The sequence below is a fragment of the Streptomyces sp. NPDC096152 genome (genome assembly GCF_044763235.1).
Taxonomy (GTDB): domain Bacteria; phylum Actinomycetota; class Actinomycetes; order Streptomycetales; family Streptomycetaceae; genus Streptomyces.
On record NZ_JBIWFW010000004.1, the window covers coordinates 458628 to 481777 of the forward strand.

The following is a 23150-nucleotide window of genomic DNA, read 5'->3' on the forward strand; positions in this document are numbered from 1 at the left end:
CACTGAGCCGCCGTGACCGATCCGCCGTCCCCCGTCCCACCTCGGGCGGGGGACGGCACATGCGTCAGACGCCGGGCGTTCCGGCGGACGGGAGCCCCGTCAGCAGACGGTGCGCCTCCAGCGCGAGGTGGATCTCGCTCGCCCCCACCGGGTCGGCGGGTGAACGCCCGGTGAGCTCCTGTACGCGCCGCAGACGGTGGGTCACGGTGTTGCGGTGGCAGTACATCCGGGCGGCCGTCTCGGTGGCGGACCCGCCCGAGGCGAACCACCGGCTCAGCGTCTCCAGCAGCACGTCCCTTTCGTGCGACGGGAGTTCGAGAACGGGGCTGAGCACCGTGCGCACCGCGTGCCGGGCCGAGTCGGGGGCGCTCACCACCATCAGGCGGACCGGTGAGTCGCCGTACGACACCACCTCGCCGGCGCCCGGCTCGACACAGGCGCAGGCGAGCCGCGCCTGGCGGAAGGCGCCCGGCACCTGCTCCAGGCCGTGGAAGAGAGTGCTCACCCCCACCCGCCCGGCGCCTCGCCGGCGAATGAGGTCCATCGCCTGGGCAAGGCCCCTGGGAGACCGCAGCGAGAGCAGCCCCACCTGCGCGTCCTCCTCCTGTCGCCAGACCGACCAGATGCCGAGGACCCGCAGCGCGCCCTCCACGTCGTACAGCGAATCCTCGTCCGCCGGACGCCCTCCGGCGCCGCCCTCGGCACTCACCACGGCGAAGACTCCGCGCTGCGGCAGCCGCAGCGCGTCGGCGCACTCCCACAGGTGCGTGCTCTCGTCCAGCCTGCCGTCGAGCAGCGCGGCGAGCAGCAGGCTTCTGACCTGCCGGTCGTGGCGGGCCCTTTCGGTCATGGTCTCGCGGTAGGCCGTCGCCACCGCGTCGGTGAAGGCGTCACTGACCGACCAGACGGCCGTGGCGACGTACGGCATCTCCCGGGTGACGGTGTCTCCCGCCTCGGTCAGGACGCACTCCCACAGGAACCGTCCGGCGAGCCGGTAGGCGTGCGTCACCGCCGACAGCGGCACCCCGTGCTCGGCCTTGAAACGGCCGGTGTCGTGCGGCACGCGCAGGTCGAGGGCGTCCCGGCCCAGCTGGGTGACCATGGAGTGCAGGTTGTCCGCGCAGGAGGCGCGCAGCTGGTCGTGCTTCACGTGGCCGTGGTCGCGGTAGGCGTCCTCCTCCTGCGTGATCCGGCAGGTGAGGAGGTCGGCGAACCGGTCGATCCCCGGCAGCAGCACATCGGCCACCTTGCGCAGGCCGTCGTCGATTCCCGCGCCGTCGTCCGTTCGCGCGCACGCCCCGTCGGCCGTTCGCGCGCCGTCGTCCTCGCGTACGCCGTTGTTCTGGGGGATGACAGTCATGGGAGCTCCCGCAGCGAAGTGAGCGGGACCGCCGCGCGGGCGGTCCCACCACGTCGGGCCAGTGGCCCGGTACCGGCCGGGCCACTGGCAGAGTAGCCACGCGACGTGGCGGTGGCGAGAGGCCTCCGGCGTCAGACGCCGGTGGCCGCCGTGCCGCGGATGAGGTCGGCCGCCCGCTCCGCGATCATGATCGTCGGCGCGTTGGTGTTGCCCCGGACGACGGTCGGCATGACGGAGGCGTCGACCACCCGCAGCCCCGCCACACCGTGCACGCGCAGCTCGTGGTCGACCACCGGGCCGATCGCGCAGGTGCTCGTGGGGTGGTAGAGGGTCTGCAGCTCGCGCCGCGCGTACGCCAGGAGGTCGGCGTCGCTGTCGGACTCCGGCGTCAGGAAGTCCGCTCTGCGGTGCGCCCGCAGGGCGGGCCGTCCGACGATGTCCAGCACCAGCCGCAGCGCGCGGACCGCCGTCGCCCGGTCCTCCTCGGTGGCCAGGTAGTTGTGCAGGATGCGCGGCTTCGCGCTGGGCAGCGCCGAACGCAGCAGGACCTTTCCCCGGCTGGTGGGAGCGAGCAGCACCGCGCCGACGTGGAAGGCGTGGTCGGTGGCCGCTCCCAGCCCCTCCTGGTGGAACATCGCCGGTACGGCGTGGATCTGCACGTCCGGGGCGTCGAGACCGTCGGTGGTCCGGAAGAACCCGCCGCCCTCGCCGGCGTTCGAGGTGAGGGGCCCGCGGCCCTCGGTCTCCAGCAGCCGCAGGTTCTCCGGGGTCTCCGCGGTGAGCAGGGACTCGGTGTCGGTGAGGTGGACGACAGCGAGGTGCGGATGGTCCTGGAGGTTCTCGCCCACGGGCAGGTCCACCCTGGGAGTGATGCCGAGGGGGGCGAGTTCGTCGGCGACGCCGATCCCGGAGAGCATGAGCAGCTGCGGTGAGTTGTACGCGCCCGCCGAGAGGACGACCTCACGCTCGCACCGGAGCTCCTGCGTCGTCCCGTCCCGGTCCACCTCGACCCCGACGGCCCGTTCCGCGTCGAAGAGGATCCTGGTGCACTGCGCCCCGGTGAGCACGGACAGGTTGGGGCGTTCTCGCGCCGGCTTCAGGTAGGCGGTGGCCGTACTGCACCGCAGGCCCCCACGCTGGGTCAGCTCGTAGTAACCGACACCGTCCTGCCCGGGCCCGTTGAAATCGGGGTTGAACACGTGGCCGGCCTGCCGCGCCGCCGCCACGAAGGCGTCGACGAGGGGGTTGCGGGAGCGTCCGGGGCTGACCGGGAGCGGGCCGCCGGCGCCGTGCCACTCGGAGGCCCCGCCGTGGTGGTCCTCGGAGCGCAGGAAGTACGGCAGGACGTCGTCCCAGCCCCAGCCCTTGGCTCCGGCGGCGGCCCAGGAGTCGTAGTCCCGGCGGTTGCCACGGATGTAGATCATGGCGTTCATCGAGGAGGACCCGCCGAGCATCCGGCCGCGCGGCAGATAGCGCCGCCGGTCTCCCAGGCCCGGTTCGGGTTCGGTGAGGTAGTCCCAGTCGTACTTGCTGCGGAACAGCTTGGCGAACGCGGCCGGAACGTGGATCTCCTGCGCGTCGTCGGCCGGTCCGGCCTCCACGAGCAGGACCCGTACGTCCGGGTCCTCGCTGAGCCGGGCGGCGAGCACACAGCCCGCGGAACCCGCGCCCACGATGATGTAGTCGTACATGAGGTGTCCTCTCCGGCGCCGGGGGCCGGCGGCCGACGGGCGGTCAGTGCTGGATGGCCTTGGTCTCCAGGAACTCCTCGAAGCCCAGGCGTCCGGCCTCCCGGCCCACGCCCGACTGCTTGTAACCGCCGAACGGGGCAAGGGGGTTGAAGGCGCCGCCGTTCACGTCGACCATTCCGGCCCGGATCCGCCGGGCGACGGCCCGCGCCCGCTCGGGGTCACCGGACCACACGGCGCCGGCGAGACCGTAGGGCGTGTCGTTGGCGATGGCGAGGGCCTCCTCCTCGGTGTCGTAGGGAAGGATCGACAGCACGGGCCCGAAGATCTCCTCGCGGGCGATGGTCATGTCGTTGGTGACGTCGGTGAAGACGGTGGGGGCGACGAAGTAGCCGGGCCCGTCGTGCGGTGCGTCGGGGCCGCCGGTGAGCAGGGTGGCACCCTCGGCGATCCCGGTCGCGATGTAGTCGCGGACCCGCTTGAGCTGGACGTCGGAGACCATGGGACCGATCCGCGTCTCCTCGCTCTGGGGGTCTCCGACCTGGTAGCCGCGCGCCGCCTCGGCGGCGATCCGCCCGGCCTCCACGAGCTTGTCACGGGGAACGAGCATGCGGGTGAGGGCGATACAGGTCTGGCCGGAATTGAGGTAGCACTTGGCCACTCCGTCGGTGACCGCGGCCTGAAGGTCGGCGTCGTCCAGGATGATGTTGGGTGACTTGCCGCCGAGTTCGAGCGCCACCTTCTTGACGGTCCCCGCCGCGAGCGCCGCCACCCGGCGGCCGGCCCGGGTCGATCCCGTGAAGGAGACCATCGACACGTCGGGGTGGTCGACCAGTGCCTCGCCCACCACCGGACCGTATCCGGTGACCACGTTGAACACTCCGGCGGGCAGCCCCACCGACTCGGTGATCTCCGCCAGCAGCATGGCGGACAGGGGGGCGACCTCGGACGGCTTGAGCACGACGGTGCAGCCCGCGGCCAGCGCGAGCGCCACCTTCAGCGAGACCTGGTGCAGCGGAAAGTTCCACGGCGTGATGCAGCCGACGACCCCGACGGGCTCGCGGACGACGTGGGAGTTGCCGATCTCCTCGGGCCCGAAGTCGAAGCCGGATGCCAGCTCGGCGGCGTGTCCGAAGGTGAGGACGGGCAGTCCCGACTGCAGGACCCGGCTCTCCTGGACGGGGGTGCCGACCTCGCTCGCCACCAGGCGCGCGATGTCCTCCGCGCGCTCCTCGAGCGCTTGGTGGATCCGCGTCAGATAGTCCGCGCGGACCTGGGGGGAGGCCTGGGACCACGTCTCGAACGCCCGGGCTGCGGCGCGCACCGCACGGTCGACGTCCTCGGGCGTACCGGCCACGACCGAGCCGATCACCCGCTCGTCCGCGGGGTTGACGACCTCGATCGCCTCGGGGTTCGTCGCCTGTGTCCACTGCCCGTCGATGAAGTGCCCGCTGTATGCCTTCATGCCTGCGCTCCCTTGCCACCTGTCAGCCGGATGTTTCCGGGGCAGTGTGCGTGAGCCGTCACGGCGGGGTCGATGGAGCGGTGAAGCCGGATCGGCCCGCCCGATTGTGCGTCTGCACATCCGTCCGGCTCCGGGAGGGGCGGCGGGGCGGAGACGGAGCCTTCAGCGGGCCGGAGACGGAGCCCTTCGGCGGGCGCGGACGGAGCCTTCCCCGCGTCCCGTCAGCCGGCGCCGGCCGTCGGCCTCCGTGCGGATGCGGCGGTCCCGCCGTGCTCCTTGGCCGGGAATCACCTGCCGACCAGCGGGTTCGGCAGCGGCAGATAGCGGGCGTCGGCGCCGTCCGCGCCGGTCCAGCGCAGCAGCAGGTTCGTCTTTCCGGGGAGGGTGGGGGACGTCAGCAGGCCGGGGATCTCGGGCAGATCGTGCCGGGCCAGCTCGCGGCGGGCGGCGGGCCACGGGTCGAGCCCGCGGTGGCGTTCGACGAGGGCGGCGGCGATCTCGGCGAGGTGGTTGACGACCAGGCAGTACACCAGCCGCTCCCAACCGGCCTCCCGGGACACCTCCGGCAGCAGCTTCACGCCCTCCGCGTCCCGGAAGAGCGCCTGCACGGGGGTTCCGCCGCCGTCGACCGCGATCAGCGAGTTCTGCAGATGCGCCTCCAGGACGACGCCGTGGCGGGCGAACACCGTCAGGACGGGCGGCACGACCTGGCGCAGATACGCCTCCCACCACCGCGCCGGATCCGCCGGGCCGTCGAGCGGGCTGCCGTCGAAGCCCTCGGCGAGCGCGGCGGCCAGCAGCGGGGTCGCGCCGGTCCGGACGTGCCCGCGCACCCCGTCGCGGACCAGGACCGCCAGTTCCTCGTGGGCGAAGGCGGCCGTGCGGTGGCCGCGGTCGCTCAGCCAGGCCGCCGGGCCGTCCAGCTCGGCGAATGCGCGTGTCACGGCGGTGTCGGTGCGGCGCAGCCTCGCCAGGTCGTGCCGCCACAGCCGGCGTACGTCGTTGGTGATGCGCACATCGAGGCTGAACTTCAGGAAGAGGTCCAGGTCTGGGGCGTACACCGTGCGCACGGCCGCCGTCGGCCAGGTGCCGAAGCCGGTGCTGCCCAGCCGGACGAGGCGGCCGTCCGCGAAGGCGGTGTCGAGCTCGCGGCCGACGAGGTCGAGCTGCCAGGGGTGCGCGGGCAGCAGCCGGTAGCCGGGCGGTGCCTGACCGAGGGCGTCGAGGGCCGAGGTGTCGCCCTCCTCGACGACGGCGTCCTCGCGCACCCCGAGCAGCACCAGCGGGAAACTCGCGTGCGCCTCGGGCGCGTACGGCAGCCAGGAGACGACCGGGCCGCCGCCCCGGGCCTTGGGGGCGGGGTGGTACGGATGGCCGGTGACGAGGGCCTGCTCGGAGCGCTGGTACAGGTCTCCGGGTGGCGATGTCCGGTCGCGGGCGGCGAGCAGCGCCGCCACCGCGTCCCGGCTGTCGATCATCTCGGCGGGCAGTTCGTCGTTGGACAGGCCGGTGTGCCGGCGCAGCTCCTCGGCCACCAGTTTCACCAGTTCGGTGTGGCCGACGCGGTGCCAGGCGCCCTCGGTGTAGACCTCGGGCTCGGCGGGCCGCCGTCCGCCGCGCACCCGCAGCAGCCGGCCCCCGCCCGGCAGCCGGTACACCCGCCGTCCCGCCCGGTCCGGGCGCGGCTGCGCCACCTCCCGGATCAGGCAGTTCAGCAGGGGCGCGGCCGCGTAGGCGTCGGCGCGCGCTCCGACGTCGGCGCTGGGGGGCATGAGCTCCACGCGTTCCATTCGTTCCATACGTCCAGACGGTGCGAGGGTGATCAGTATGTCTGTCCGGAGCCCGCTACCGTGACGCCCGATCCGGACCCGAGGAGCCCGACCGTGCACCGCTTTCCCACCGCCGAGGACGAGGTCGCCGAGGAGCTGGCCGCCGCCCGCCCCGGTCTCCTGCCACGGTACGCGGCGGAGCTGCCCGGTGCCCGGGCCGCCGTGCTGTCCCGGCTGTGGCGCGCACTGGCCCACGAGCCGCTGCCGTGGATCACCCGGCGCGAGCCCGCGCGGGACGGGCTGGTCCTGTGGTTGTCCGACGGCCGCCGGCTGCACGGGCCGACGGCGGACCCCTACGCCACCGGCGCCTACGTCACCGCCGTACGCGTGGGCGGGGAGGTGTACGAGGATCCGGCCCGCCTCATGACGGACCTGCGGGTGCCGCACGGTTCGGCGCTGGCCGCCGAACTCGGGCACAGCGTGGCGTCGTTGGCGCTGTCCCGGGCCGGCCGGCCCACCGGCGCCGGGACCGGACACGAGGCCGGGGGCGGGGCCGGGACCGGACACGAGGCCGGGGGCGGGGGCGAAGTCGGGGAAGAGCACAGGCGCGAGGCCGGGGGCGAGGCTCACCCGAAGGAGTGGCCGGTCGAGGACTGGGAGTGGGAGCAGCGGGTGGTCGACGGGCACCCCTTCCACCCCAACTGCCGCACCAGGCCCGGTTTCTCGGTCGCCGAGCAACTCGCGTACGCGCCGGAGCACGGGCCGGTGGTGGAGCTGGGACTGGTGCCGGTGCCGGCCGCGGAGTGCCTGGTGACCGGCGCCTGGCCGGAGGACCTGCGGGACGGCGGGCGGCTGCTGGTCCCGGTGCATCCCTGGCAGGCGGCGCATGTGCTCGAGCGCGGTCGCGGCGACGGCGGGTTCGCCGCGCACCCGCTGATGTCGCTGCGCACCCTGGCGGTTCCCGGCGGCCCGCACGTCAAGACCGCGCTGACCGCCCGGCTGACGTCGTCGGTGCGGGACATCTCCGTCGCCTCCGTCGCCGCCTCGGCCGGCCTGTCGGCCTTCGGCGAGGAACTGGCCGCGCGCAGCGGCGGCCTGCTGCACGTCACCCGCACGCTCGCCGCGGCCACCGCGCACTCCCCCGACCTGGCGGCGCAGTGGCGCGAGTCGCCCCGGCGGTACGCGGCTGCCGGGGAGCACGTGCTGCCGGTGGCGGCGCTGGCGACCACCGGCCTGCCCAACTCCCCGTTCTGGCTGGCCGACTTCACGCGCCTGGCCCTGACCGTCGGCCTGCGGCTGCTGGAGCTGGGCGTGGCCCTGGAGGCGCACGGCCAGAACCTCCTCGTGGTGCTGTCCTCCTCGGGCGCGCCACTGCGGCTGGTCTACCGCGACCTCGCCGACATCCGCGTCGGTCCCGCCCGGCTGGCCCGGCATGGCATCGGGGTGTCCGGGCTGCCCGGCCGGATCCTCACCGACGATCCGACCGCCCTGCGGCGCAAGCTGTTCGGGTCGCTGGTGGCTGGGGCGCTGGCGGGCACGGCGGGCACGGGCCCGGCCCTGCGGGCGGCCCTGGAGACGGCCGTACGGGGTCTGCCGCGTACCCCGGACCTGGTGGCGCTGTGCGAACAGCCGCTGCCCGCCAAGGCGTTGACGCTGATGCGGCTGTCCCCCGGGATGCCCGGCGACCTGTGGGCGGCGCTGCCCAACCCGCTCGTTTTGGAGCCCGGGAGGTCCGGTCAATAAGATCCGCCGATGATCACAAGACAACGGCTGGCGGCAGGGGTCTGCGCTCTGCTCGCCGCCCTGACGGCCGGGTTGGCCTTCCCCACGGCGGCGGCCGGCGAGCCCGACGGCAAGGCCGCCCCGAAGGTCGAACTCGTCCTGGACGTCAGCGGTTCCATGCGCGCGCGGGACATCGACGGCGGATCGCGGATGGCCGCGGCGAAGCAGGCGTTCAACGAGGTGCTCGACGCCACGCCCGAGGAGGTCCAGCTCGGCATACGCACACTCGGCGCCAACTACCGCGGCAACGACCGCAAGACGGGCTGCAAGGACACCGCGCAGCTCTACCCGGTCGGCCCGCTCGACCGCACCGGGGCGAAGACGGCGGTCGCGACGCTGGCGCCGACCGGCTGGACGCCGATCGGGCCCGCGCTGCTGAAGGCGGCCACGGACCTCGACGGCGGTGACGGCCCCCGCCGCATCGTCCTGATCAGCGACGGCGAGGACACCTGCCAGCCGCTGGACCCGTGCGAGGTGGCCCGCGAGATCGCCGCCAAGGGCATCGGCCTGACCATCGACACCCTCGGCCTGGTGCCGGACGCCAAGACCCGCGACCAGCTCAGCTGCATCGCGGACGCGACCGGCGGCACCTACACCTCCGTGCGGCACAAGGAGGAACTCTCCGACCGCGTGGGTCAGTTGGTGGACCGGGCGGCCGAACCGGTGGTGACGCCGGTCGCCACCGAGGGCGCCGGCGCGTGCGCGAACGCCCCCTCGCTGAAGTCCGGCCTCTACACCGACCGCGAGGAGTTCGGGCAGCAGCGCTGGTACCGGGTTGACGTGAACCCGGGCCAGGAACTGCGCACTTCGGTGAGCGTGGCGGCCGACCGGGCCGTGAACCCGGACTACGGGGTGCTGCTGCGGGCGGTGACCGTGCACGGCCGGGAGATCGTGCGCGGCGAGAGCACGGGCAACGGCCGTACCGATGTGATCTCCACGGGGCTGCGCTATCCGAAGCAGGACAGCGACGACGACAACGCCCCCGCCGAGACCGTGTGTCTGCAGGTGACCAACTCCTTCTCGCCGGGCGCCGGGGTGAAGACCGCACCGGGTCTGCCGCTGGAGCTGACCGTCGACGTGGTGGACGGCCCGGACCCTGCGAGCGACGTGGCCGCCTTCGGCCTCGGCCGCGGCTGGTGGCTGCTCGGCGTACTGGTACTGGCCGGCTTCGTCGCGGGTCTGCTGTGGGGCTGGCTCTCACGCTGGCGGGTCGCGGTCTGGAGGACGAACTGATGCGTATCACCCGTGCGTTGAGCACCACCCTGCTGGCCCTCGGGCTGGCCGCGGGCCCCGCGGCGGCGGACTCCACCCCCTCGGCGAGCCCCTCCGGCGACGGCGGTACGCCGACCGAGGCGGGCACGTCGTTCCGTACGGCGACCGAGATCGAGCAGGGGCAGCAGGCCACCGCGACCGGTTCCACCGGCGACTACCTGTACTGGTCCTTCCCCGCGGACGCCGGGCAGCGCCCCACCGTGAAGGCCACGGTCAAGCTGCCGGACACACACACCGCGCAGACCTGGCAGATCGACGTGTACGACGGTCTGCGCCGCCGTCAGTCCTGCCAGTACGGCACCCAGACCCGCACCGCCTCCCCGGGTGCGGCCTCCGTGGAGCTGGCCTGCGTCCTGCGCACGGTGCGCGCCTGGTCGGAGCCGTGGGCGAACGACCCGCTGCCGGGCACGTACTACGTCCGGCTGACGGTGGTCGGGCTGCAGTCCTCCGACCTGGGCCTGCCGGTCCGCGCCGAGGTGCGGGCCGACTCCGCGGACATCGGCGGCGCGGCCGCGGTGGACGGCTCCCTCGCGAAGCCGCTCGTCCCCGGGATCGCCGTCAAGTCCGCCGGCGAAGAGGACGGTTCGGCGAAGTCGGCGGTGCTGTCCGCCGTGAGGCCGGACGACGGCTGGTCCTCCGGCTGGTGGTCCGACCGGTGGGTGTGGACGGCGATCGGCGGGGTCCTGGCCGCGCTCGCCGGGGTCGGCGGCTACGCGCTGACCCGCGGGTCGGGACGGCCCTCCCGGGTGCCCCCGGGCGTCTGATCTCCCCCCGGCCCCACGGAAGGCCCGCCACCCCGGCGGGCCTTCTTCGCTGCCCCCGCCGCGGCCTGCCCTCCGCTCGCCCCCTCTGCCGCACCCGCGACCCACGCGCCCACCCCCGCACCCCGCGCTCACGCACCGCGCACCGCCCCCACGCCTCAGGCCTCACGCCTCACGCCTCACACCTCAGGCCCCACGCCTCACGCCTCACGGAGCGCGTTCACCCCTCGCGCAGCGCCTTGGCCGCCGCGCCGTCCCCGGTCACCGACACGCGTCCGGCCCGCACCGCCTCGGACAGATTCGTCTCCCCGCGGCCGATGGCCGCACAGGTGGCGGAGTCGAGGACCAGCCGGGCGTCCGGTTCCGTAGGCGCGGGCCCGTCCCCGTAGACCGGGCCGTCCCCGGCACCGGCGTAAAGGTGGAAGGTCCCCTCCTCCAGCCGGACCTCGACGAGCCCCTCCCCCGGCAGCCCGCGCAGCAGGGGCAGCGCGAACCAGTGGGCGCGCACCGCGTCGGTGGGCCGCCGCTCGCCCAGCTCAGCCTCCCCCCACGTCCCGAGCGCCTGGAGGACCGGCAGCAACGCACGGCCGCGCGCGGTGAGTTCGTAGACGTAGGCGGCACCCGGGGGCGGCAGCCGGCGGCGGGTCGTCAGGCCGTCGCGCTCCATGTCCTTCAGCCGGGAGGCGAGCATGTCGGTGCTCACGCCCGGCAGGTCGGCGTGCAGGTCCGTGTAGCGGCGCGGGCCGGCCAGGAGTTCGCGGACGATCAGCAGGGTCCAGCGGTCACCGACGACGTCGAGCGCGCGGGCGGCGGAACAGTACTGGTCGTAGCTGCGGCGAGGTGACATGCGGCGCAGTCTAGCGATGTTGTTGGACTTTCCAAGCTCACACTTGGTAAAACCAAGCAACACCAGTCACCGGAGGGGAAGCGGCCCATGGAGTTCCGGCAGTCGAGCAAACTCAGCGAGGTCTGTTACGAGATCCGCGGCCCGGTCATCGAGCACGCCAACGCGTTGGAGGAGGCCGGGCACAGCGTGCTGCGCCTCAACACCGGCAACCCCGCGCTCTTCGGCTTCGAGGCGCCCGAGGAGATCCTCCAGGACATGATCCGGATGCTGCCGCAGGCGCACGGCTACACCGACTCGCGCGGTGTGCTCTCCGCCCGCCGGGCCGTCGCCCAGCGCTACCAGACCCTCGGCCTGGAGGTGGACGTCGACGACGTGTTCCTGGGCAACGGCGTCTCCGAACTGGTGTCGATGGCGGTGCAGGCGCTGGTCGAGGACGGCGACGAAATCCTCATCCCGGCACCGGACTTCCCGCTCTGGACGGCCGTGACCACCCTGGCCGGCGGCAAGGCGGTCCACTACCTGTGCGACGAGCAGGCCGACTGGTACCCCGACCTCGACGACATGGCCTCGAAGATCACCGACCGCACCAAGGCCGTCGTGATCATCAACCCGAACAACCCGACCGGCGCGGTCTACCCCAAGGAGATCCTGGAGGGCATCCTCGACCTCGCCCGCCGCCACGGCCTGATGGTGTTCGCCGACGAGATCTACGACCAGATCCTCTACGACGACGCCGTGCACCACTCGACCGCCGCCCTCGCCCCCGACCTGGTGGTCCTCACCTTCTGCGGCCTGTCGAAGACGTACCGGGTGGCGGGCTTCCGCTCAGGTTGGCTGGTCGTCACCGGCCCGAGGCAGCACGCGAAGGACTACCTGGAGGGCCTGACCATGCTGGCCTCCATGCGCCTGTGCGCCAACGCGCCCGCCCAGTACGCCATCCAGGCCGCGCTCGGCGGTCGCCAGTCCGTCCGCGAACTCACCGCGCCCGGCGGCAGGCTGCGCGAACAGCGCGACGTGGCCTGGGAGAAGCTCAACGAGATCCCCGGCGTGTCGTGCGTGAAGCCCAAGGGCGCGCTGTACGCCTTCCCCCGCCTGGACCCCAAGGTGCACCGGATCCACGACGACGAGAGATTCGTCCTGGACCTGCTGCTGCGCGAGAAGATCCAGGTCGTCCAGGGCACGGGCTTCAACTGGCCGGCACCGGACCACTTCCGCATCCTCACCCTGCCGCACGCCGACGACCTGGAGGCGGCGATCGGCCGCATCGGCCGCTTCCTCGGCGGCTACCGGCAGTAAGGGACGGCCGTCCCGGACGCGCCGGTCCGGCAGGAGCGGACGGCCGTCCCGGATGCTTCGGTACAGGGGGACGGCGACAATGGGACACCGTGCCGACGGGCACGTGAGGAAGGGCGCGACGTGGGTGATCTCTTTCTCGTCCGGCACGGGGAGACCGAGTGGTCCCGTTCCGGGCGGCACACCGGCCGGACGGACGTCCCGCTGACCGAGCACGGCCGGGAGGAGGCGCGCCGGCTGGTGCCGCTGGTCCGCTCCCACCGGATCGGTGCCGCGTTCGTCAGCCCGTCGCAGCGGGCCCGGGAGACGGCTCAGCTGATCGGGGTCCAGGACGCCCGCGTCGACGCGGACCTGCGGGAGTGGGACTACGGCGGCTACGAGGGCGTGACGACCCCCGACATCCAGCGCACCCGGCCCGGCTGGTTCCTGTTCACCGACGGCGTCGCCCCGGGGCCGCCGGAGCATCCCGGGGAGACGCCCGAGCAGGTCGGGGAGCGGGCCGACCGGATGCTCGCCAAGGTGGACGCCGCGCTCGCCAACACCGAGGGCATCGTCCTGCTGGTGGCGCACGGGCACTTCCTGCGGGTGCTCACCGCCCGGCGGCTCGGCCTGGAGCCCGCGGCGGGCGCGCTGTTCCAGCTGGCCACGGGCACGGTGTGCCGGCTGGGCACGGAGCACGGACGGCCGGTGATCGCGGGCTGGAACATCCGGCCCGGCGGCCCCGCGTGAGCGGGCGGACGGCCGGCGCGGGCCGGGCTGTCGTACCCCCGTCGTAGTCTTCGAAGTGGCCGACCGCGTGCCCGACCGCGGCCCCGGGAGGCCGTGGACAACGCCGTGCACCGGCCGGACGGGGAGGAGGACGCCGTGACACGACCGCCGACCGCCGCGCAGCGCCGGGTCATCGACGCCGCCGACCCCGTGACCGGACGGCTCGGCGGCACGCAGGCGCAGCTCGCGGCCCTGGTGCGGCGGGGCCTCGCCTTCCGGCACCCGCGCCCGCCGCACGACCACTTCCTGACCCCGGCGGGGCATCGTGCGCGCGAGGCGGAGCCGCTGGCCCCCGCGCCCGTGGAGGCACCCGCGCCCACCGGCGTGTTCTCCGCGCGCGTCGGCGGCGAGGAGGAGCCGGACGGCGCCGGGCCCGCCCGGGTCCGGGAGGTGCGCAGCGCGTGGGAGGGACTGCTCGAACTGCGCCGGATGACCGATCCGCACGGCGTCACGGACCGGCCCTGCGGCTGGGAGCGGGCGCATCTGGTGCAGGCCGCCGCGCTGGCCCTGGAGGCGGACGGGCACCGCCCTGCGGGCCCGGACGGCGACGGGTACCGGGTGCGGGCGACCCCGCAGCCGGAGGCGGTCGCGGTGTACGAGCCGGACCCCGCGGCGCTGCGGGCCTGCGCGGCCACGCTGGAGCGGGCGGGGTGGCAGGCGGGCGAGTACACCGAGCCGCGGACGAGACGGCGTTATCTGCTGGCCTCGCCGCGCAGGGTGTGACGGACATGCCAGACATGCCAGGATCGGGGGCCGGAGCCCACCGAACCGCACAGGGAGAAGGTCCAGCAGTGAGCGAGCCGTTTTCCGTCCGGGTGACCGTCCGCGGGTACGAGACCGACACGCAGGGGCACCTCAACCAGGCGGTGTACCTCAACTACGCGGAACACGCCCGCTGGTCGCTGCTGCGGGCGGCCGGCATCAGCCAGGCCGGACTCGTCGCCCGGGGCATCGGCCCGGTGGCCCTGGAGACGACCATCCGCTACCGGCGGGAACTCCTCGCCGGCGACGAGGTGGACGTGACATGCGCCTTCGAGTGGGGCGGCGGCAAGACCTTCCGGATCGAGCAGACGATACGCAAGACCGACGGCACGGTCGCCGCCGAGATCACGGCGGTCGGCGGCCTGCTGGACCTGAAGGCCAGGAAACTGGTGCCCGACCCGCGGGAGCACTTCAAGGAGCTCGCCGCCGACCCGGGCCTGTTCGGGCTGTAGGCGCGGGCCAGGGGCGGACGTGTGGCGGTGTCGCCCCCCGCCGCAGGGCCTCGAAGGCCCGGCGGGCCACCGCGCCGATCTCGTGGTGCGGACGGAGGAAAGCTCCCCACCCGAGCCGGACCCCACTGACGACGGACCGAAGGGAGAACTGCGCATGACCAGGGCCACCCCTGTGCCGCGACGCGGCCTGTTCAAGGCCGGCCTGGCCGCCTCGGCCGCCGTGGTCGTTCCCGCCTCGGCGGCGTCGGCCGCCCCGGCCGCACCACCCGCGGGCGGTACCGCGGAACTGCGCCGTGCCGAAGGTGAGTTGCGTGACCTGGAACGACGGTATGCCGCCCGGTTGGGCGTGTACGCCCGGAACACGCGCACCGGGCGGGTCGTGTCCCACCGGCCGCGGGAGCGGTTCGCGATGTGCTCGACGTTCAAGGCGTTCGCCGCCGCCGCGGTCCTGCGCGACCACGACCGCTGCGCGCCGCTGCACCGGGTGATCGCCTATCCGCCGGCGGACATCCTGCCGAACTCGCCGGTCACCGAGCGGCACGTCGGCTCCGGCCTGACGGTGGGTGAGCTGTGCGCGGCCGCGATCCGGTACAGCGACAACGCGGCGGGCAACCTCCTGCTGCGTCAGATCGGCGGGCCGGCCGGCCTGACCCGCTTCTTCCGTTCGCTCGGCGACCCGGTGAGTCGGCTCGACCGGTGGGAGACCGACCTGAACACCGCCGTCCCCGGCGACCCGCGCGACACCACCACGCCCGAAGCGCTCGGCAGGAGCTTCGAGCGGCTGACCCTGGGCCGGGCCCTGGCCGACACCGGCCGGGAGCAACTCGTCGACTGGCTGAAGGGCACGGCCACCAGCGGCGAACGGTTTCGCGCCGGGCTCCCGGAGGCCTGGACGGTCGGCGACAAGACGGGCACCGGCGCCTACGGCAGCGCCCACGACATCGGCGTCGCCTGGACCACCAGGCGGACGCCGGTCGTGCTGACGGTGCTGTCGTCGAAGGCCGCCCAGGACGCGACGGTGGACAACGCGCTGATCGCCGACGCGGCCCGCGTCATCGCGCGCGCTCTCGCCCCCGGCGAGTGACCGCCCGGGCGGGACGCGCCGAAACCGGATGCGTTCCGCCCCGGCGGCCTGCGATGCTTCCGCTCCATGGCCGTACGACGTACCAGACCCAGCCTCTGCATCTCCGTCGACGTCGAGGCGGACGGGCCGATCCCCGGTCCGTACTCGATGCTGAGTCTCGGCGCCGCGGTCGCGGGGACGCAGGACGCGGACGGCTTCACGGCCGCCGATCCGACACGGCACACCTTCTACCGCGAACTGCGCCCGATCAGCGCGGAGTTCGTGCCCGAGGCGCTGGCGGTGAGCGGCCTGGACCGGGAGCGGCTCGGCCGGGAGGGGGCCGAGCCGGAGGCCGCGCTCACCGAGTTCACCGACTGGGTGCGCGAGGTGAGCGCGGGGGCGCAGCCGGTGATGTGCGGTTACCCGGCGGCGTTCGACTGGATGTTCCTGTACTGGTACCTGATCCGCTTCACCGGGGCGAGCCCCTTCGGGCACTCCGGGTGCCTGGACATGAAGACGCTGTACGCCGTGAAGGCGGGCCTGCCGCTGCGGGCCGTCGCCAAGGGCACGATGCCGCGCCACCTGCTCTCCCACCGCAGGCACACGCACCACGCCCTCGACGACGCCGTGGAGCAGGCCGAGTTGTTCGCCAACCTCATGGCGTGGCCGGGTCCGGGGGCCGCCCCGGACGCCGGCTGACGTCCTCTCCGCTCAGTGCACCGCCGCGATCTCCTCCCCCGCCTCCATCGGATGGGTCACGTCCTGGGCCTCCCGGCCCTTGTCCAGGTGGTTGAAGACCAGGTTGAGCAGGACCGCGGTCACGCAGCCGGTCGAGATGCCCGAGTCCAGGACGATCCGCGCGGTCTCGGGGAAGGCGTGGTAGAACCCCGGCGCGGTGATGGGGATGATGCCGACGGCGAGGGAGACGGCGACGATCAGGACGTTGCTGTCCCGGTCGAGTCCGGCCCGTACGAGGGTCTGGATGCCGCTCGCCGCCACCGAGCCGAACAGGACGACGCCCGCGCCGCCGAGCACCGGGCGCGGTACGACGGCGATGAGCGAGGCGGCCGTCGGGCACAGCCCCATCAGCACCAGGAAGCCGCCGCCGAAGGCGACGACGAAGCGGCTGCGGACGCGGGTCATGGCGACGAGGCCGATGTTCTGTGCGAAGGCGCTGCACATGAAGCCGTTGAACAGCGGGCTGAGCGCGGAGCCGAGGGTGTCGGCGCGCAGGCCCGCGGCGATCGTCCTCTCGTCCGCCGGGCGTTCCACGATCTCGCCCAGCGCCAGCATGTCGGCCGTGGACTCGGTCATGGAGACGACCATCACGACGCACATCGACAGGACGGCGGCGATGTGGAACTGCGGGGCGCCGAAGTGGAAGGGCGTCGGGAAGCCGACGAGCCGCGCGTCCGCCACCGGCCCGAAGTCCGTGACGCCGAACGGGACGGCGACCAGGGTGCCGGCGACCAGACCGAGCAGGACGGCGATCTGCTTGACGAAGCCACGGGTGAAGCGGCGCAGCAGCAGGACGAGGACGAGGGTGATGCCCGCCAGGGTGAGGTAGGTGGTCGAGCCGTAGTCGTCCGCGGCGGGGTCGGGCCCCTGGGCCCAGCCGAAGGCGACCGGCAGCAGGGAGACGCCGATGAGGGTGATCACCGTGCCGGTGACGACGGGCGGGAAGAAGCGGACCGCCTTGCAGAAGACGGGTGCGGCGAGGAAGCCGAGGAGGCCCGCCACGATCACCGCGCCGAAGATGACCGGGAGGGCTTCGGACTTGTCCCCGGTGGAGGCGACGATCGCGGTCATGGGGGCGACACCGGCGAAGGTGACGCCGTTGACGAAGGGCAGCCGGGCGCCGATCTTCCAGATGCCCAGGGTCTGCAGGAAGGTCGCGAGGCCCGCGGTGAACAGGCAGGCGCCGGTGAGGAAGGTCAGTTCGGTGCCGGACAGGCCTATGGCCGCGCCGACGATCAGGGGCGGGGCGACGACTCCCGCGTACATGGCGGCCACGTGCTGCAGACCGCTGGTCGCCATCTTCAGGGCGGGGAGTTTCTCGTCGACGGGGTGGGTCCCGTCGACCACGGGGGTCTCGTCAACAGGGTGGGCGGACACGGCGGCTCTCCTCCGGTCGGTTGCGCGTCGGCTCCGACGCGGGTTTCAGGGAGGTGGTGCAACGGGCATGGGGGCACCTCCCTGCTCGAGCGAAGCCGAGAGCTTGGGGGAGGGACCGGGGGGTGGGGCCCTGGCAGGGCCCCGGGAAGGGGACGGTGACCGTCCGGGGCGCGCGCGTCCACGCGCGCCCCGGAGGCGGCCCGCCGCGAACCCCGCTCGGGTCCACGGCTGCCGGCCGGGAGCCGTCCCTCCCGGCCGGAGTCCTGGAACTGCTCAGCCCCGCGCGGCGATCCGCGCCAGGCGCCGGGCCTCGTCCCGCGTGGAGCGGGCGATGGCGTCCTCGTCGGCGTGCAGCAGGCGCCCGTGCTCGACGATCTGACGCCCGTCGGCGAAGGAGGCCGTCACCGGGGCGGCCGCGCCGAAGACCAGGGCGGTCACGGGGTCGGCGATGGAGGAGTGGGCCAGGGTGCCGAGGTTCCACAGCACGAGGTCGGCCAGCTTGCCCGGCTCCAGGGAGCCGATCTGGTCGGCGCGGCCGAGGACCTGGGCGCCTCCGTAGGTGCCGAGGCGCAGTGCCTGACGGGCGCTCAGGGCGGCCTCGCGGTGCGGGCCGAGACGGTTGATCAGCAGGGCGTTGCGCAGTTCGGTGTGGAGTTCGCCGGACTCGTTGGAGGCGGTGCCGTCGACGCCGAGGCCGACCGGGACACCGGCGGCGAGCATCTCGGGGACGCGGGCGATGCCGGCGGCGAGGCGGGCGTTGGAGGAGGGGCAGTGGGCGACGCCTGTCCCGGCCCGGGCGAAGGCGGCGATGTCGGAGTCGTTCATGTGGACGCAGTGCGCCATCCACACGTCCCGGCCGAGCCAGCCGGTGGACTCGAAGTAGTCGGTGGGGCCCATGCCGAACAGCTCGTGGCAGAACTTCTCCTCCTCCACCGTCTCCGAGCCGTGGGTGTGCAGCCGTACGCCCTTGCGGCGGGCCAGTTCGGCGGCCTGCCTCAGCAGGTCGGTGGAGACGGAGAAGGGCGAGCAGGGGGCGACGGCCACCTGGGTCATGGCGTCGAAGGAGGCGTCGTGGTGCTCGTCGACGGTGGCCTCGGTGGCGGCCAGCGCGTCCTCGAGGCTCTCGACGGCGAAGTCCGGCGGCAGGCCGCCGTCCGACTCGCCGCGGTCCATGGAGCCGCGGGCCAGGGTGAAGCGGACGCCCATCTCGCGGGCGGCGCGGACGATCGCGCCGGACAGGTCGCCGGATCCACGCGGGAAGACGTAGTGGTGGTCCATCGCGGTGGTGACTCCGCCGCGGGCCATCATGGCGAGCGAGCCCTGGGCGGCCGCGCGCACCATCGGCTCGTCGATGCGCGCCCAGGTCGGGTACAGCGCGACCAGCCAGTCGAACAGGTTGTGGTCGGTGGCCAGGCCCCGGGTGATCCACTGGTAGAAGTGGTGGTGGGTGTTGACCAGTCCGGGCGTGACCAGGTGCCCGGTGGCGTCGATGCGGCGGTCGACGTTCTCCAGGCCGTCGGGGGCCCTGCCCGCGCCGAGCGACTCGATGCGGTTGCCCGCGATGACGAGGTGGCCGCTCTCGTACTCGGTGTCGTCGGCGTCCACGGTCGCGATCGAGCAGTTCTCGATGACGATGCGCCGGTCTGCTGCCATGGTTCGTCCTTTGCGCTGATGTGGAGAGGGCACGGCAGGACCCCGGGGGATTCGAGTGCCGTGGCCGGGAGGCGGGCTCCCGGCCACGGGTGCCGAGTATGCCGGTTCAGCAGGGGTCAGAGGTTGGTGAGGTCCGCGGGGATCCGCGCCTCGCAGCCGTCCCGCAGGACGGTGGCCTCGATCAGGCCGTAGGGCCGGTCGGCGGCGAAGTACACCTCGTTGTCGTTCTTCAGCCCGAAGGGCTCCAGGTCGACGAGGAAGTGGTGCTGGTTGGGCAGCGAGAAGCGGACCTCGTCGATCTCCCCGCGGTTGTCGATGATGCGCGACCCCATCTGGTACAGCGTCTGCTGCAGGGAGAGGGAGTACGTGTCGGCGAAGGCCTGGAGCATGTGCTTGCGCGTCTGCTCGTAGGACTCCTCCCAGTCGGGCATCGTCTGTGCGTCGTCGGTCCAGTTGAACCGCCAGCGGGCGGACACCCGGGTGGCCAGGATGCGGTCGTGGGCCTCCGGGAGCGTCGTGTACTTGTCCTTGGCGTAGCCCCAGAACTCGGAGTCGGTCGAGTTCATCACGACGAGGTCCTCGAGGCCGGAGACCACCTCCCACGAGGAGCCGTCGTACGTGATCTGCGTCAGGCGCGTCTCCTGGCCCTTGCGGACGAAGGAGTGGGCGCCCTTCCCGGCGTGCTCGATCCGGTCCCAGGCGTACTCCTCGACCCGGATGCGGGCCCGGTGGATCGCCGCCTGGCTGGTGACGAAGTGGCGGGCGAGGTGGACGCCGAACTGCTCGGCGGACTCGATGCCGCGCTCCTTGGCGAAGGCGAACACGGTGTTCTTGGTGGTGTCGGTCGGCAGGACGTTGGCGTTGGAGCCGGAGTAGTGGACCTCCTCCATGTCGCCGGAGAGGGCGACGGAGACGTTCAGGTCCTTGATGTGGTGGGTGGTGCCGTCGCGCGTGATCCTGACGACCCGGTTCTCGGCCTTGCCGTACTGGTTCTGTCCCAGAACTGCCATGTGTCTGCTAGCTCCCTCGGTAAACGGAGTAGCCGAACGGGTTGAGCAGCAGCGGTACGTGGTAGTGCTCGCCCGGTACGACGGCGAAGGTGATCGCCACCTCGGGGAAGAACACCGCGCCGGCACCGCTGTCCCGATTCGCGGGGGCGTCCTGCTGCGCCTCGGCTCGCTTCTTCTCGAAGTACGGCTCGACGGCGAAGTCCAGCCGTACGTGGGTGGTTCCCTCCGGCAGGGCCGGCAGGTCCCTGCACCGCCCGTCCGCGTCGGTGGCGGAGCCGCCGAGCGCCTGCCAGTCCGCCTCCCGGCCGCCACGGGCGAGGAGGTGGACGGTGACGCCCGCGGCGGGGCGGCCGACGCTGGTGTCCAGGATGTGCGTGGACACGGAGGCGGTGGTCTCGGTGCTCATGCGGTTCCCTCTTCAAGGAGTCGGGCCAGCCGGATGCGGTTGATCTTTCCCAGCTCGGCGCGGACGATCTCCCGCTCCCGCTCCGGCGCGTTGCCGATCCGCTCCTTGACCGCGTCCCGCATCTGCTCGCCGGTCCGGCCGGTGGCGCAGATGAGGAAGACGTGGCCGAATCTCTCCTGGTAGGCCAGGTTGAGTTCCAGCATCTCCGCCCTGAGCTCGTCGGAGGCGCCGGCCATGCCCCGCTGCTCGCGGGCCGAGGCCGGGTCCCCCGGCTTGGGGCGGCCGATCGGCGGGTGGCCGGCCATCGCCTCCTGGAGGTCCTCGCCGGTCAGCTCCGCCGTGGCGGCGTCACTGGCGGCGTAGAGGTCCTCGGCGGTGGGATACGGGCGGGCGGCGAGCAGCCGGCCGCCCCATGCCGTGGAGGCGCACACCTGGTGGAGCGCGGCGCGGGCCGCGGGCTCCTCCAGGGCGTTGAGGCGGGCGAGGCCCGGGGGCGTGGCAGTCGAAGTCACGGGTGCCTCCGTGGCCGTTTCGGCCGTCGTGCTGAGCGGGCTGCGTTCAGCTAACGCCCTCCGAAAGTCGGCGTCAACACTTTGTTGAAAACTCGGTGTTCCAAAACCGCCGCCCGGAATCGGGGCGGCGGTTCGTCGCGCGGGGCGTCTTCGGGCGGCCCGTGTCCGTCCCGGGACAGGCCCCCTGACCCGGGACAGGCCACCTGCCCCGCGTCAGGCCCCCTTCTCGCGGTTGAGGTAGTTGTAGACGGTGAAGCGGCTCACGCCGAGCGCGCTCGCCACGGTCTCCACGCCGTGCCGCACCGAGAAGGCGCCGCGCGCCTCCAGGACCCGTACGACCTCCTGCTTGGCCTTGCGGTCCAGCTCAGCGAGGGGCTTGCCCCGCTTGCGCTCCATGGCGGCCAGGATGTGGTCGAGGGAGTCGGCCAGTTGCGGCAGGCGTACGGCGACCGCGTCGGCGCCCTGCCAGGAGAGCACCACGTCGTCGGGGCCGGCCTCGTCCGGCGGGAGCATCTCGCCGCCGATCGCGTCGACCAGCGGTTTCACGGCCGCGATGAAGGTCTCCTCACCCGCGGCGGTCACCGGTCCTCCCCGAGGACGTTGACCTGCAGCGAGATCCGGGTGGCACCGGCCTCGAGGCTCCTGCGCAGCAGGGTGTCCACGGCGTTGAGCACGGCGTCGGCGCCGCCCTCGGCCGTGTTGCCGAACGGACCGACGTCGACCGCGTCCAGCTCGGCGGCCTCGATCACCTCGCGGGCCGCCAGCGCGTGCGCCGGTGCCTCGTCGAGGTCGAAGGGCTCGGTCGTGAACTCCACTTTCAGTCGCACTGTGCCCCCATGGCATCCGCTCCGACCCGCGCGTTCCGCCAGGTCCGCGGTCGGGGCCGGACCACCTCGGCCGCTTGGGGAGACCTTAACGGACGCGCGTGCGGACCCGGCCGCGGAAGACCACCGCGGAAAACCACCGCCCGCGCGACGGACGCGCCGCCCCGCCGCGTAGAGCAGATGACGCGCATCCGCACAGGGAGGGGACGGCACGGTGGCAGGGCGGACAGGCAAGGGCGCACTCCGAGGGGCGAGGGGCACGGCGCTCGCGGCGGCGGCCATGGCGGCGCTGACCGCGTCCCAGGCGCCGGGCGCGTTTCCGGCCGGGGCCTCGGCGCCCGCGCCGCGGGCGGCACCCGCCGATCACGGCCCCAGCGTGTCCGGTGACACGCCCTACCGCACCGGGCTTCCGCCGCTGCGGACCGGGAAGCCGAAGGAGGACGGCGGGCCGGAGGGCACGGGCGGCGCCCTGCCGGCGAGCGTCTTCGCGGCCTACCGGCGCGCCGAGGCCGAGCTGGCGCGCAGCGCGCCGGGGTGCCGGCTGCGCTGGCAACTGCTCGCCGCGATCGGGCAGGTGGAGTCGGGGCAGGCGCGGGGCGGCCGGGTGGCTCCGGACGGTACGGCCGTACCGCCGATCCTCGGGCCGAGGCTGGCCGGCGGCGCCTTCGCGGTCGTCCGCGACACCGACGGCGGCGCCTACGACGGGGACGCGGTGTTCGACCGCGCGGTCGGCCCGATGCAGTTCATCCCCTCGACCTGGGCCCACTGGGGCGCGGACGGCAACGGCGACGGACGGGCGGACCCGGACAACGTCTTCGACGCGGCCCTCGCCGCCGGACGCTACCTGTGCGCGGGCGGGCGGGACCTGTCCGACCCGGCCGATCTGGACCGGGCGGTCCTCGGCTACAACCACTCGGAGGTCTACCTGCGCACGGTCAGGGCCTGGTACGCGTACTTCCTGGACGGGCACCGGGTGGTGCCCGACCTGCCGGCCGGGTCCCCGGCGCGGCCGGAGCCGTCCCGGCCGGGGCGGCCGAAGCCCTCGCCGCGGCCGCGGGCCCATCGGCCGGGGCCGGGCGCCTCGGCGTCCTCCGCGCCGTCCGCGCCGCCGTCCGCGCCCTCCCCCACCCCGTCCGGCACGGCGGCGGCAGGGCGGGAGACGGACGCGCCGGCGCTTCCGGTCCCCACCCCGAGCCTCACGCTGCCCACGGGCAACGCACTGCCCACTGACGGCCCGCTGACCAGCGACGGCGGGAATCCGATCGGCGCCACCCCCTCCCCAACCGCGGCTACCCGGCGGTAATGTCGCCACCCGCCGGACGGAACGGGTCCGGCGGGTGAGCGCGAA

The 23150-nt window shown here is 73.5% G+C and carries 22 protein-coding genes; 10 read left to right on the top strand and 12 right to left on the bottom strand.

Annotated elements, in window-relative coordinates; translation table 11 throughout:
• Nucleotides 1–64 precede the first annotated feature (64 nt).
• The 4 genes from ACIQ9G_RS16595 to ACIQ9G_RS16610 all read right to left on the bottom strand — a co-directional run bounded on the left by ACIQ9G_RS16595 (nt 65) and on the right by ACIQ9G_RS16610 (nt 6303).
• Complete coding sequence (locus ACIQ9G_RS16595; RefSeq protein ID WP_403609499.1) at nt 65–1360, bottom strand: PucR family transcriptional regulator; 1296 nt, start codon at nt 1358–1360, stop codon at nt 65–67.
• A gap of 131 nt (nt 1361–1491) precedes the next feature.
• Nucleotides 1492–3051 (bottom strand): GMC family oxidoreductase, encoded by a 1560-nt coding sequence (locus ACIQ9G_RS16600; RefSeq protein WP_403609501.1) that lies wholly within the window; start codon nt 3049–3051, stop codon nt 1492–1494.
• Nucleotides 3052–3094: 43 nt separating this feature from the next.
• On the bottom strand, nt 3095–4513 hold the full coding sequence (locus ACIQ9G_RS16605) for an aldehyde dehydrogenase family protein (RefSeq protein ID WP_403609504.1): 1419 nt from the start codon (nt 4511–4513) through the stop codon (nt 3095–3097).
• Nucleotides 4514–4800: 287 nt separating this feature from the next.
• Nucleotides 4801–6303, bottom strand: coding sequence for an IucA/IucC family protein (locus ACIQ9G_RS16610; RefSeq protein WP_403610052.1), 1503 nt, complete (start codon nt 6301–6303; stop codon nt 4801–4803).
• A gap of 93 nt (nt 6304–6396) precedes the next feature.
• On the opposite strand from ACIQ9G_RS16610, the gene ACIQ9G_RS16615 reads away from it, so the two are divergent.
• The 3 genes from ACIQ9G_RS16615 to ACIQ9G_RS16625 are packed head-to-tail and all read left to right on the top strand — an operon-like array spanning nt 6397 to nt 10100.
• Nucleotides 6397–8025 carry an IucA/IucC family protein gene (locus tag ACIQ9G_RS16615; protein ID WP_403609507.1) on the top strand — a complete coding sequence of 543 codons (1629 nt, stop codon included), beginning with the start codon at nt 6397–6399 and terminating at the stop codon, nt 8023–8025.
• 9 nt (nt 8026–8034) lie between these two features.
• Complete coding sequence (locus ACIQ9G_RS16620; RefSeq protein WP_403609509.1) at nt 8035–9297, top strand: VWA domain-containing protein; 1263 nt, start codon at nt 8035–8037, stop codon at nt 9295–9297.
• A complete protein-coding gene (locus ACIQ9G_RS16625; protein ID WP_403609511.1) occupies nt 9297–10100 on the top strand; it encodes a hypothetical protein in 804 nt (267 codons plus the stop codon). The genes ACIQ9G_RS16620 and ACIQ9G_RS16625 overlap by 1 nt, the downstream gene beginning before the upstream one ends.
• Before the next feature lie 217 nt (nt 10101–10317).
• Here ACIQ9G_RS16625 and ACIQ9G_RS16630 read toward each other — a convergent pair whose 3' ends face one another.
• On the bottom strand, nt 10318–10944 hold the full coding sequence (locus ACIQ9G_RS16630; protein WP_403609513.1) for a winged helix-turn-helix transcriptional regulator: 627 nt from the start codon (nt 10942–10944) through the stop codon (nt 10318–10320).
• 87 nt (nt 10945–11031) lie between these two features.
• On the opposite strand from ACIQ9G_RS16630, the gene ACIQ9G_RS16635 reads away from it, so the two are divergent.
• The 6 genes from ACIQ9G_RS16635 to ACIQ9G_RS16660 all read left to right on the top strand — a co-directional run bounded on the left by ACIQ9G_RS16635 (nt 11032) and on the right by ACIQ9G_RS16660 (nt 15981).
• Nucleotides 11032–12240: a pyridoxal phosphate-dependent aminotransferase gene (locus ACIQ9G_RS16635; RefSeq protein WP_403609516.1), complete on the top strand. Its 1209-nt coding sequence runs from the start codon at nt 11032–11034 to the stop codon at nt 12238–12240.
• Between the two features lie 120 nt (nt 12241–12360).
• Nucleotides 12361–12966: a histidine phosphatase family protein gene (locus ACIQ9G_RS16640; RefSeq protein ID WP_403609518.1), complete on the top strand. Its 606-nt coding sequence runs from the start codon at nt 12361–12363 to the stop codon at nt 12964–12966.
• A 135-nt stretch (nt 12967–13101) separates the two neighbouring features.
• Nucleotides 13102–13728 carry a hypothetical protein gene (locus tag ACIQ9G_RS16645; RefSeq protein ID WP_403609520.1) on the top strand — a complete coding sequence of 209 codons (627 nt, stop codon included), beginning with the start codon at nt 13102–13104 and terminating at the stop codon, nt 13726–13728.
• A 68-nt stretch (nt 13729–13796) separates the two neighbouring features.
• Nucleotides 13797–14219: an acyl-CoA thioesterase gene (locus tag ACIQ9G_RS16650; protein WP_403609522.1), complete on the top strand. Its 423-nt coding sequence runs from the start codon at nt 13797–13799 to the stop codon at nt 14217–14219.
• Nucleotides 14220–14373: 154 nt separating this feature from the next.
• Entirely contained in the window at nt 14374–15303 is a 930-nt protein-coding gene (gene bla / locus ACIQ9G_RS16655; RefSeq protein ID WP_403609524.1) for a class A beta-lactamase, read from the top strand.
• Nucleotides 15304–15369: 66 nt separating this feature from the next.
• Nucleotides 15370–15981 (top strand): 3'-5' exoribonuclease domain-containing protein, encoded by a 612-nt coding sequence (locus tag ACIQ9G_RS16660; protein WP_403609526.1) that lies wholly within the window; start codon nt 15370–15372, stop codon nt 15979–15981.
• 12 nt (nt 15982–15993) lie between these two features.
• On the opposite strand, the gene ACIQ9G_RS16665 is transcribed toward ACIQ9G_RS16660, so the two are convergent.
• The 7 genes from ACIQ9G_RS16665 to ACIQ9G_RS16695 form a co-directional block, all read right to left on the bottom strand.
• Complete coding sequence (locus ACIQ9G_RS16665; protein ID WP_403609528.1) at nt 15994–17397, bottom strand: nucleobase:cation symporter-2 family protein; 1404 nt, start codon at nt 17395–17397, stop codon at nt 15994–15996.
• A gap of 273 nt (nt 17398–17670) precedes the next feature.
• On the bottom strand, nt 17671–19050 hold the full coding sequence (locus ACIQ9G_RS16670) for an 8-oxoguanine deaminase (RefSeq protein ID WP_403609530.1): 1380 nt from the start codon (nt 19048–19050) through the stop codon (nt 17671–17673).
• 116 nt (nt 19051–19166) lie between these two features.
• Entirely contained in the window at nt 19167–20060 is an 894-nt protein-coding gene (gene pucL, locus ACIQ9G_RS16675) for a factor-independent urate hydroxylase (protein WP_403609532.1), read from the bottom strand.
• A gap of 7 nt (nt 20061–20067) precedes the next feature.
• Nucleotides 20068–20466, bottom strand: coding sequence for a hydroxyisourate hydrolase (uraH, locus tag ACIQ9G_RS16680; RefSeq protein WP_403609534.1), 399 nt, complete (start codon nt 20464–20466; stop codon nt 20068–20070).
• Nucleotides 20463–20978, bottom strand: coding sequence for a 2-oxo-4-hydroxy-4-carboxy-5-ureidoimidazoline decarboxylase (uraD, locus tag ACIQ9G_RS16685; protein ID WP_403609536.1), 516 nt, complete (start codon nt 20976–20978; stop codon nt 20463–20465). The genes uraH and uraD overlap by 4 nt, the downstream gene beginning before the upstream one ends.
• Before the next feature lie 213 nt (nt 20979–21191).
• Complete coding sequence (locus ACIQ9G_RS16690) at nt 21192–21560, bottom strand: helix-turn-helix domain-containing protein (RefSeq protein WP_403609538.1); 369 nt, start codon at nt 21558–21560, stop codon at nt 21192–21194.
• Nucleotides 21557–21805 (bottom strand): hypothetical protein, encoded by a 249-nt coding sequence (locus ACIQ9G_RS16695; RefSeq protein ID WP_403609541.1) that lies wholly within the window; start codon nt 21803–21805, stop codon nt 21557–21559. Before ACIQ9G_RS16695 ends, ACIQ9G_RS16690 begins: the two co-directional genes overlap by 4 nt.
• A gap of 277 nt (nt 21806–22082) precedes the next feature.
• Here ACIQ9G_RS16695 and ACIQ9G_RS16700 point away from each other — a divergent pair, with 277 nt between their 5' ends.
• Nucleotides 22083–23105, top strand: coding sequence for a lytic transglycosylase domain-containing protein (locus ACIQ9G_RS16700; protein ID WP_403610054.1), 1023 nt, complete (start codon nt 22083–22085; stop codon nt 23103–23105).
• Nucleotides 23106–23150: the final 45 nt, after the last annotated feature.

Bases quoted from the DNA above. Each gene is read 5' to 3' on its own strand.
- ACIQ9G_RS16630 (WP_403609513.1), bottom strand. From the start codon at position 10,944: ATGTCACCTCGCCGCAGCTACGACCAGTACTGTTCCGCCGCCCGCGCG.
- uraH (WP_403609534.1), bottom strand. From the start codon at position 20,466: ATGAGCACCGAGACCACCGCCTCCGTGTCCACGCACATCCTGGACACC.
- ACIQ9G_RS16600 (WP_403609501.1), bottom strand. From the start codon at position 3,051: ATGTACGACTACATCATCGTGGGCGCGGGTTCCGCGGGCTGTGTGCTC.
- ACIQ9G_RS16635 (WP_403609516.1), top strand. From the start codon at position 11,032: ATGGAGTTCCGGCAGTCGAGCAAACTCAGCGAGGTCTGTTACGAGATC.
- ACIQ9G_RS16660 (WP_403609526.1), top strand. From the start codon at position 15,370: ATGGCCGTACGACGTACCAGACCCAGCCTCTGCATCTCCGTCGACGTC.
- ACIQ9G_RS16610 (WP_403610052.1), bottom strand. From the start codon at position 6,303: ATGGAACGCGTGGAGCTCATGCCCCCCAGCGCCGACGTCGGAGCGCGC.
- ACIQ9G_RS16700 (WP_403610054.1), top strand. From the start codon at position 22,083: ATGGCGGCGCTGACCGCGTCCCAGGCGCCGGGCGCGTTTCCGGCCGGG.
- ACIQ9G_RS16605 (WP_403609504.1), bottom strand. From the start codon at position 4,513: ATGAAGGCATACAGCGGGCACTTCATCGACGGGCAGTGGACACAGGCG.
- ACIQ9G_RS16670 (WP_403609530.1), bottom strand. From the start codon at position 19,050: ATGGCAGCAGACCGGCGCATCGTCATCGAGAACTGCTCGATCGCGACC.
- ACIQ9G_RS16595 (WP_403609499.1), bottom strand. From the start codon at position 1,360: ATGACTGTCATCCCCCAGAACAACGGCGTACGCGAGGACGACGGCGCG.
- ACIQ9G_RS16620 (WP_403609509.1), top strand. From the start codon at position 8,035: ATGATCACAAGACAACGGCTGGCGGCAGGGGTCTGCGCTCTGCTCGCC.
- ACIQ9G_RS16625 (WP_403609511.1), top strand. From the start codon at position 9,297: ATGCGTATCACCCGTGCGTTGAGCACCACCCTGCTGGCCCTCGGGCTG.
- bla (WP_403609524.1), top strand. From the start codon at position 14,374: ATGACCAGGGCCACCCCTGTGCCGCGACGCGGCCTGTTCAAGGCCGGC.
- pucL (WP_403609532.1), bottom strand. From the start codon at position 20,060: ATGGCAGTTCTGGGACAGAACCAGTACGGCAAGGCCGAGAACCGGGTC.